Here is an 8878-nt window from a genome sequence, read left to right on the forward strand (position 1 = left end):
ATTGGGCGGACTTTATTCCGCCGCCACTTGGCGTTGGGGCCAGACTGTATCGTCATCGGGCCAATCTGCGCCCAACCGACGGGCGCTGCCCGGCGTATGGCCTGTCGTGCGGCGGAAAGCGGTGACGAAGGCGCTGATATTGCTATAGCCAACCCGCGCCGCCACCTGCGCCAAAGGCCGCCCCTCTTCGAGCAGGGCCATGGCCATGCGCATACGCGCCAGCACCTGCCAGGCGCCAAAACTCATGCCGGTCTCCAGCCGAAACCGCCGGGTGAAACTGCGCAGGCTCATCGAGGCCACTGCACTCCAGTCAGCCACCGGACGATCCTCACCGGGCGCGGCACAGACCGCACGGGTCACTCGCAGCAGACGCTCATCGCGCGGCATGGGCAGCGAGACGGCGATATCGGCATTGTTGGCCAACAGCTCGATGGCAATGCTTTCCATCCGGGTCCGCAGGCTTGAGGGGACATCAGCGGTATCGAGATAGCTGACGATCTCGGCGATAACCGAAGGCATGGCGAGCGGACGCACCGCCTGACAGCGCAGATCGGCGTTGGCAGAGATCAGCGTACACTTGAGCGAGGTGTCGGGCTGGATATGCAGCTCATGGGGCACCATGGCCGGAACCAGCAGCGCCGAACCGGGCAGCAACACATGCAATTGTCCATCGGCGATCACACTGCCAATGCCGCGCACACCCCAGAACAGCTCATGTTCCTCATGGCGGTGCAACGGCCAATGGGTCGTGCCCGCACCGCCGCACAGCAGGGTACGGAGCCGCGCATTCCGCAGCAGATAGGGGCCGAGCAGCGGAATGGCATCAGGCGCGGACAGCGCGGGCGCAAACGGATCGGCAAGGGCGAGCGTCACGGGAATTCAACCGCTACCAGCATGAAAACAAGATAGCGACATTCATATTTGATGCGCTTCTGCGAGGCAAAGGCTTTCTACCGCCCCGGCAAAGCCGCTCAGATCCGCTTGCAGGAATTGCCCGGCACGAATTTTGGCGACAGCACAAAGTCTTCGGCGGGATCAGCGGCACCTTCAGGGCTCATGACGCGGTGCAGAATGCGCCTGGCAATGATGCCGCCGAGTTTGAGCGTGTCCTGAATGACCATAGTGATGCGCGGCGTAATCACGCTGCTCCACTGCACGTCATCGATCATGGCCAGCGAGATGTCATCGGGGCAGTTAAAGCCCAATTCCTGCATGGCCTGCAGCGCGGCGAGGGCCACGGCGTTGTTGGCGCCGATAATGGCCGTGGGGCGCTCGGGCTGAACCAAGAGGCGCATCGCAGCTTCATAGCCCGCGCTGCGGGTGAATTGGCCATCGACGATGAAACTGGGGTTCACCTCGACACCGGCGCTGCTCATCGTTTCCATGAAACCACGCAGGCGTTCCGAAGCGGTGTGCATGTGAGCGGGGCCGGTGATGAAGGCAATGCGGCGGTGACCCAGTTGCAGCAGGTGCTCGGTGAGCATGGCTCCGGCCAGCCGGTTGTCGGAGCCGACGAAATCACGGTCGATGCCGGCGACTTTCTGATCGAAACAGACCGTTGGCATTTTGATGCTTTGTACGAAATCCACATAGGCCTGATCGTGGCCTGAGGGAGCGAGCGCGAGGCCAGCGACCTTGAGGCCGGACAGGTGCTCGACGAGCGCGCGTTCGCGATCGGGTTTGCCCGAGGAGTCTGTGATCAAGACGAAATGATCGTGGTCGATGGCGTAGTTTTCGAGCTCGCGACGAATATCGCCAAAGAACGGGTTACCCACATTGCCGACGACAAAGCCGATCATGCGGCTGCGCCCGCGCGCCAGACTTTGCGCCAGCGGATCAACCACATAGCCAACGGTCTGCACCGCCTCGCGGATGCGCTCCAGCGTCTTCTGGCTGACGCGACCGGGATTGCTCAGGGCCAGCGACACAGTCGACACCGAGACCTCGGCGAGTTTGGCAACATCTCGGATCGTGGCCATTACTGTATCGAACCGCTTCTATGTCTTCTGGCGTCGGCGTCTAACTGCACTAGCCTGTTGGAAAGTCCCAAATAATGAGCATTCGCGCCCCATTCTGCAAGCCAATTCTCGAAATCATCACAGCTCTAAAATCTGGCTTGACTCAAATCCAATCCTAAATCAGTCTCATATCGAACCGGTTCGATTATGAGGATGCGAAACCGGCAGATGGAGGAAAGAATGAGTAGCGCAGTGGGAAACGCTGGCCGCATTGACGGTTCGAGTGGCAAGGCTTGGTTCACCGAAGACCGTTTCGGCATGTTCATTCACTTCGGTCTTTATGCGCAGGCGGCGCGCCATGAATGGGTGCAGCACCGCGAGGAGATTTCCGGCGAGGACTACGCCAAGTATTTCGAAAACTTCAATCCGGACCTTTATGACCCGCGCGAATGGGCGCGTCGCGCTCGTGAGGCCGGGATGAAATATGTGGTGCTGACCGCCAAGCACCATGAAGGGTTCTGCCTTTGGGACAGCAAGGTCACCGACTTCAAGGCGACCAACACGCCCTATGGCAAAGACCTGCTTAAGCCCTATGTCGAGGCGTTCCGCGCCGAGGGGCTCAAGGTCGGTTTCTACTATTCGGTGATCGACTGGCATCACGACCAGTTCCCCATCGATGCGATCCATCCGCAGCGCAACCATCCCGATGCGATCGAGATCAACAAATCCCGCGACGTGCGCAAATATGCCCAATATATGCGCGACCAGGTCACAGAACTGCTGACCGGATTTGGCGAAATCGCAGTCATCTGGTTCGACTTCAGCTACCCCAACCGCGAATATCGCGGCATGCCGGGCAAGGGCCGCAACGACTGGGAAAGCGAAGAGCTGATCGGTCTGGTCCGCAAACTGCAGCCCAATATCATCGTTGGCGACCGTCTGGATCTGCCCACCGATGGCAACCACCCCAAGGACCTGGCAACGCCAGAGCAGTACACGCCGCGTATCGCGCCGACCTCGGAAGGCAAGCCAGTGCGCTGGGAAGTCTGCCACACCTTCAGCGGCTCATGGGGCTACCACCGCGACGAAACCACCTGGAAAGATCCCGGCCAGCTGATCAACCTGTTGATCGACACGGTCTCGCTCGGCGGCAACCTGTTGATGAATGTCGGGCCAACTGGACGAGGAACGTTTGACTCGCGCGCCGATGACGCTTTGGGCGTTTATCGCGACTGGATGGCCGTCAATCAGCGCGCCATCTATGGGGCGGGTGCATCGAGCTTTGTCGCTCCCAACGGCACCAAGTTCACGCAGCGGGGCAATCGGCTTTACCTGCATGTGCAGACCTGGCCATTCCGTCACATCCATATCGAAGGGCTGGGCGGCAAGGTGAAATACGCCCAGTTCCTGCATGACGCCAGCGAGATCCACTGGCTCGATCCGGAGGCTGACGTCGACTCCAATATCGGCGTCGCCGTGGGCGACGGCATCCTCACGCTTGAGCTGCCGGTGATCAAGCCAAACGTCGTCGTGCCGGTCATCGAGTTGTTCCTCAAAGACTGATCGGTGAGCGATGAGCATAGAGGAAGACCTGTTTGCCAGCATGACCCCCGTCATCGCCAATCTGGCCGAGGACGGGAACGGTGCGGTGTCGCTCGGCGGTTCGCGCGCCAAGCAACGCTCGGACGCGCAATCGGACTTCGATTTCCGCGTCTATAGCGACCGCTACAAGGGTCCGGTTTTGCAGCAGACCAGTGCCTGGCGTCAGTTCGACGCCACACTGCAAAGCTGGGAAGCCAAGGGCCTGCGCCTCGACGGTGTTTGGGCGCGAAGCTATGCGGGCGTGCAGGCCGACCTCGATGCTTGGATTGCCGGCAAGGGGCAGACCAAGACCTATGAGTGGACGATCTGGGGCTATCACCTGCCTACCGACCTCGCCCACCAGCAGATCATCGTCGACCCAAACGGCATTTTGGCACGCTGGAAAGAGCAGCTGGCGATCTATCCCGACGCCTTGCGCAGCTCGCTGATCGATCAGCATCTCGAAGTGCTGCGCTACTGGGCGAACGACTATCACTACGCCAGCAAAGTGACGCGGCGCGACCTGGTGTTTCTGGTCGGGCTCACCGGCAAACTGGCGAACGCAATCCTTCAGGTCGTGTTCGCCGTCAACCGAACCTACTACCCCGGCGACGGCTGGAACCTGGCGATTGCCAAGGATCTGGCACGCCTGCCACCCGACTTCATCGCCCGCATGACCGCCATTCTTGAACCCGGTCATGACGGTGAAAGCTGGCAGCGACAGCGCCATGCGCTGATCGCCGTGATCGCCGATCTGGAGGTCCTGACAGCCGAATAATCCGTGCCGACCACGGCGCCATGTTGAGGAGCATGAAGCCGGGAACGCAGGGAGCAGACGAGTATCTCGTGCCTACGCAGACATCGACACCATCATAGTCACTGAGGAGGAACTATCGTGAAACTGTCTCTTATTCTGGCGACCGCCGCTTTGGTGGGAACCTCTGCCTTTGCCATTCAGGTGCAGGCGCAGGACGCCCCCGTGGAACTGAAATGGCAGATGTGGGGCGACCAGCAGGATCAGGCGCTTTGGCAAAGCCTGGCCGATCTGGTCACCGTGGAATATCCCAATATCAAGGTGACGCCGCAGATCTCGGGCTGGACCGATTATTGGACACGCCTGCCCGTGCTCGCCTCCTCGGGCGAAATTGCCGACATCGTCGCCATGCAATCCATGCGCATGCCGAGCTTTTATTCCATTCTCGAACCGCTCGACAGCTACTTCGCCTCGGACTCCTTTGACACCAAGGTGTTCGAGTCCTCCATTATCAGCGGACTCTCCCACGACGGCACTGTCTATGGTCTGCCCTATGACGTTGGCCCGTGGCTGGTGTTCTACAACCGCGACAAGTTCAAGGCTGCTGGCCTTGCCGAGCCAGCGCTGGACTGGACCTTTGCCGACTTCAAGGCCGCCGCCGAAAAGCTGACGGTTGATGGCAATTATGGCTATGCCACGCAGGCCTTCGACTACATTTCGGGCCCTGTGGCGCTGGGGGCCGAATACTTTAATGACGGCAACCAGTTCGACGTGACCAATGCCGGTTACGCCGATGCCGTGGGCAAATATGTTGACCTCACTGCTGTCGACAAGACCTCGCCGGTTTTTGCCTCGGGCGCAGGTGCGGTTCAGGCCAGCGGTCGCTTCGCTTCGGGTAATGCGGCCATGTATATCGATGGTCCATGGTCGATGATCTCGGCAGCGCAGGGCGCTGACTTCGAGATGGGCATTGCCCCACTGCCACGCGGCGACGGGGAATCCCGCTTCATCACCGCAGGCTCGGGCTTTGGCGTTGCCGCTGCCGGCAAGCACAAGGAAGAGGCCTATAAGGCGCTCAAGGTTTTGACCGGTCCAAAGGCCGCTGAAATCCTCGCCTCTGCCGGTCGCGCTCTGCCCGGTCGTCTCGCTGAACAGCACTTCTGGTATGATGTGGCGGCCAAGGACGTGAAGGGCACCCGCGAAACGCTGGAATACTCGTTCGCGCACTCGACCCCGTTCCGCCTCAACGAAAACTGGAATGAGTTCGAAAACCTCATCACCCAGTACATGCCGCTGGCCCTCAATGGCGACAAAACCACCGCCGAGGTGCTCTCTGATATCCAGAGCCAGCTCCCCTAACCCCCTGCTGTGCCTGGCCGGTCCATCCGGCCAGGCGTCCACCTGACATTCAGACAAGCTGAGTGTCGCCAGAAGGGAATGTCTGATGGCAGTCGTAGAGCGAACTGTAGGCACCAAAAATACGGTGACCAAGAGGCGGAAAAGCCGCCTTGGGGCGGGCGAGGGACGAACGGCGTTCTTCTTCCTCTTGCCCAGCCTGATTGGCGTCACGCTGTTTCTGGTCGTGCCGATCATCGCATCGGTGGTGCTGAGCTTCACCAACTGGAAGCTCTTGGGCCAACCCCAGTTCGTCGGCTTTGCCAACTATATCAGGCTCTTCACCGCCGACCCCCAATTCTGGCCGGTTGTGCGCAATACGCTGTTCTTCACCTTCGAATATCTGGTGTTGAACATCGTTATTTCATTGGGGCTGGCTGTGTGGATATCCAGCCTCAAGAGGGGACAGCGATGGTTCCGGGTGATCTTTTTCCTCCCAACCTTCACGCCGGGCATCGCTGTCGCCATCGTCTGGATGCTGATCTTTGCGCCCGATGGGTTCTTCGACTTCATCATGCGCTCGCTCGCCATCCATATCCCCAGTGTTCTGACCGATCAGAACCTGGCCATGCAGGCCGTCATCGTCGTCTCGCTGTGGGCGGGCGTCGGCTACAATACGGTGCTGTTCAACGCCGCGCTGGACATGGTGCCCGCCAACTATCTTGAAGCCGCCCGCATCGATGGCGCTTCGGCCTGGGACCGGTTCTGGAAAATCCGCCTGCCGCTGATTTCGCCGACGCTGTTCTTTGGCACGGTGATGACCGCGATCACGTCGCTGCAGGTCTTCGACCAGATCTACGTGATGACGCGCGGCGGCCCCGGCACCGCGACGGCAACGCTGGGCTATTCGATCTTCCAGAAGGGCTTTCAGAATTTCCAGATGGGCTACGCCTCGGCGATCGCCTGGGTCATGTTCGCCATGATCATGGTGCTCACCGCCTTCCAGTTCTGGCTCCAGCGCAAGTGGGTGCACTATGACAACTAAGGCCAAGGCAAAAGCCAATGAACGGCGCACGCTGGCGCTCGACATTCTCAACCACGGCGCGCTGACGCTGGTCGCGCTGCTGTTCCTGTTTCCATTCTTCTGGATGTTGACCAATGCGGTGCGCAGCAATGCCGAAGTGCTGGCCATTCCGGTGCGCATCCTGCCCAATGTCTATGAATGGGGCAATTTCGCTCAAGCCTGGACGCAGCTGCCCTTTGGGCGCTTCTTCCTCAACAGCGTGATCGTCTCGGTCAGCGTCACGGTGATCACCGTGTTCGTGTCGAGCCTGTCGGGTTACGCCTTTGCGCGGCTGAAATTTCCCGGCCGCGATCAATTGCTGATGGCCTATCTCGCAACACTGATGGTGCCGGGCATCATGCTGATCATCCCGCTCTATCTGATCGTCAACGCGATGGGCATGGTCAACACCTTCCAGGGTGTCATCCTGCCGGTGGCGTTTGGCACCTTCGGCTCGTTCCTGCTGCGCCAGTTTTTCCTCTCCATCCCACTGGAGCTGGAAGAGGCGGCGCGCATCGATGGGGCGTCGCGCCTGCGCATTCTGGTCAGCATCATCATCCCGCTGTCCATGCCGGCGATTGGCCTGTTGTCGCTGTTCACCTTCATTGCCCAGTGGAACAATTTCCTCTGGCCGCTGATCGTCATGACCGGGCAGGACAATGCGACGCTGCCCGTGGGCCTGACACTGTTCCAGACCCAGCAGCGCACCGAATGGAACTTCATCATGGCGGGCGCAGCCCTCTCGATGATCCCGGGCATTATCCTGGCCATCGTGCTGCAAAAGCTCATCTACAACAGCATTTCGCTGAACGCCGGCATGGGCGGACGCTAGGCGACCACCCGACAAAAGAACTCGCAGGGGAATTCGAAATGGCCAATGTAACAATCACCGATGTCGTCAAGAACTACGGCAGTCTCGAAGTGCTGCACGGCGTTTCGGCCTCGGTTGCCGATGGCGAATTTGTCGTGCTTGTCGGCCCGTCCGGCTGCGGCAAGTCCACACTGCTGCGCATGATCGCGGGGCTCGAAAGCATCAGCGACGGCGAGATTGAGATCGGCGACCGCGTTGTCAACGATCTCGAACCCAAGGAACGCGACATCGCCATGGTGTTCCAGAGCTATGCGCTCTACCCGCACATGACAGTGCGGGCCAATATGGCGTTCTCCCTCAAACTGGCGCGGCGCAGCAAGGAAGAGATCGACCAGATGGTCAATCGCGCCGCCGAGATTCTTGATCTGTCGGCGCTGCTCGACCGCTATCCGCGCCAGCTTTCCGGTGGGCAGCGCCAGCGCGTCGCCATGGGCCGCGCCATTGTGCGAAATCCGGCGGTGTTCCTCTTCGACGAACCGCTCAGCAATCTCGATGCCAAGCTGCGCGTGCAGATGCGCGGCGAGATCAAGGCGCTGCACCAGCGGCTCGGCGCGACGATGATCTATGTGACGCACGACCAGATGGAAGCCATGACCATGGGCGACCGGATCGTGGTGATGCGCGCCGGGGTGATCGAACAGATGGGCACGCCGCTCGAAATCTACGACACGCCTGCCAATAGTTTTGTCGCCTCGTTCATTGGCTCACCCTCGATGAACCTGATCGACGGGATCGTACAAAATCGAGACGGCGCATCGGTGCTGGAAACCCCAGACGGCACCACCTGGCCGCTGCCTGCCAACGCGCGCGTGACGGCCGGCGCGGCGGTTCAACTCGGCATTCGGCCCGAGCACATCCACCTCGACCCGGCAGGACTTGTGGCGGAACCGGTTATCATCGAGCCAACGGGTGCAGATACCCATGTGCAAATGCGCGTTGGCCAGCAGGTGTTGACCGGTGTGTTCCGCGACCGGCCTGACATTGCACTGGGCGACACGTTCCATGTTCGCCCCGACACCAGCCGTGCTCATCTCTTCGACAAGGCTTCCGGCCAGCGCCTCTGACGCCAGCAGCAAGGATAAAACTTCGGGAGTGCTTTGGGCCTTTGCCTCCACTGTGGCAGAGGCCATACGCGTCGCGAAGCGATCCTTCTGGAACACCTAAAGGCCCACTGATCACCATCATTTGTGGGCTCCGGTGCAATATTTCCACAATCGAGGCCAAGAGTATGTAGGATGCTCGGAGCTGACCGCCGACGCCCCTGCGACCATGTCGCCGCAGGCAATATTGCCTCCGCATTCCGCTCGTGCCGCACT

At 60.3% G+C, this 8878-nt stretch carries 8 protein-coding genes; 6 read left to right on the top strand and 2 right to left on the bottom strand.

Annotation, left to right across the window (positions count from 1 at the left end):
• Positions 1-12: 12 nt before the first annotated feature.
• Positions 13-873 (bottom strand): helix-turn-helix domain-containing protein, encoded by an 861-nt coding sequence (locus WH87_RS14570; RefSeq protein ID WP_052726673.1) that lies wholly within the window; start codon positions 871-873, stop codon positions 13-15.
• Positions 874-971: 98 nt separating this feature from the next.
• Positions 972-1979 (bottom strand): LacI family DNA-binding transcriptional regulator, encoded by a 1008-nt coding sequence (locus WH87_RS14575; protein ID WP_046140836.1) that lies wholly within the window; start codon positions 1977-1979, stop codon positions 972-974.
• A gap of 219 nt (positions 1980-2198) precedes the next feature.
• Here WH87_RS14575 and WH87_RS14580 point away from each other — a divergent pair, with 219 nt between their 5' ends.
• The 6 genes from WH87_RS14580 (at position 2199) to WH87_RS14605 (ending at position 8626) form a co-directional block, all read left to right on the top strand.
• Positions 2199-3521, top strand: coding sequence for an alpha-L-fucosidase (locus WH87_RS14580; protein WP_046140835.1), 1323 nt, complete (start codon positions 2199-2201; stop codon positions 3519-3521).
• A gap of 10 nt (positions 3522-3531) precedes the next feature.
• Complete coding sequence (locus WH87_RS14585; protein ID WP_046140834.1) at positions 3532-4317, top strand: DUF4037 domain-containing protein; 786 nt, start codon at positions 3532-3534, stop codon at positions 4315-4317.
• Positions 4318-4434: 117 nt separating this feature from the next.
• Positions 4435-5652, top strand: a complete 1218-nt coding sequence (locus WH87_RS14590) for an ABC transporter substrate-binding protein (protein WP_046140833.1) — start codon at positions 4435-4437, stop codon at positions 5650-5652.
• Positions 5653-5737: 85 nt separating this feature from the next.
• Positions 5738-6673 (top strand): carbohydrate ABC transporter permease, encoded by a 936-nt coding sequence (locus WH87_RS14595; RefSeq protein ID WP_082092713.1) that lies wholly within the window; start codon positions 5738-5740, stop codon positions 6671-6673.
• Positions 6663-7523 carry a carbohydrate ABC transporter permease gene (locus tag WH87_RS14600; RefSeq protein ID WP_046140832.1) on the top strand — a complete coding sequence of 287 codons (861 nt, stop codon included), beginning with the start codon at positions 6663-6665 and terminating at the stop codon, positions 7521-7523. Before WH87_RS14595 ends, WH87_RS14600 begins: the two co-directional genes overlap by 11 nt.
• 38 nt (positions 7524-7561) lie before the next feature.
• The gene (locus WH87_RS14605) at positions 7562-8626 is read left to right on the top strand and encodes an ABC transporter ATP-binding protein (RefSeq protein ID WP_046140831.1); all 1065 of its coding nucleotides are present in this window, start codon (positions 7562-7564) and stop codon (positions 8624-8626) included.
• Positions 8627-8878 lie beyond the last annotated feature (252 nt).

Source organism: Devosia epidermidihirudinis, from assembly GCF_000971295.1.
GTDB classification, from domain to species: Bacteria; Pseudomonadota; Alphaproteobacteria; order Rhizobiales; family Devosiaceae; genus Devosia; species Devosia epidermidihirudinis.

Excerpts from the sequence above, each read along its gene's own strand:
- WH87_RS14575 (WP_046140836.1), bottom strand. The coding sequence starts at position 1,979 with ATGGCCACGATCCGAGATGTTGCCAAACTCGCCGAGGTCTCGGTGTCG.
- WH87_RS14580 (WP_046140835.1), top strand. The coding sequence starts at position 2,199 with ATGAGTAGCGCAGTGGGAAACGCTGGCCGCATTGACGGTTCGAGTGGC.
- WH87_RS14585 (WP_046140834.1), top strand. The coding sequence starts at position 3,532 with ATGAGCATAGAGGAAGACCTGTTTGCCAGCATGACCCCCGTCATCGCC.
- WH87_RS14595 (WP_082092713.1), top strand. The coding sequence starts at position 5,738 with ATGGCAGTCGTAGAGCGAACTGTAGGCACCAAAAATACGGTGACCAAG.
- WH87_RS14600 (WP_046140832.1), top strand. The coding sequence starts at position 6,663 with ATGACAACTAAGGCCAAGGCAAAAGCCAATGAACGGCGCACGCTGGCG.
- WH87_RS14605 (WP_046140831.1), top strand. The coding sequence starts at position 7,562 with ATGGCCAATGTAACAATCACCGATGTCGTCAAGAACTACGGCAGTCTC.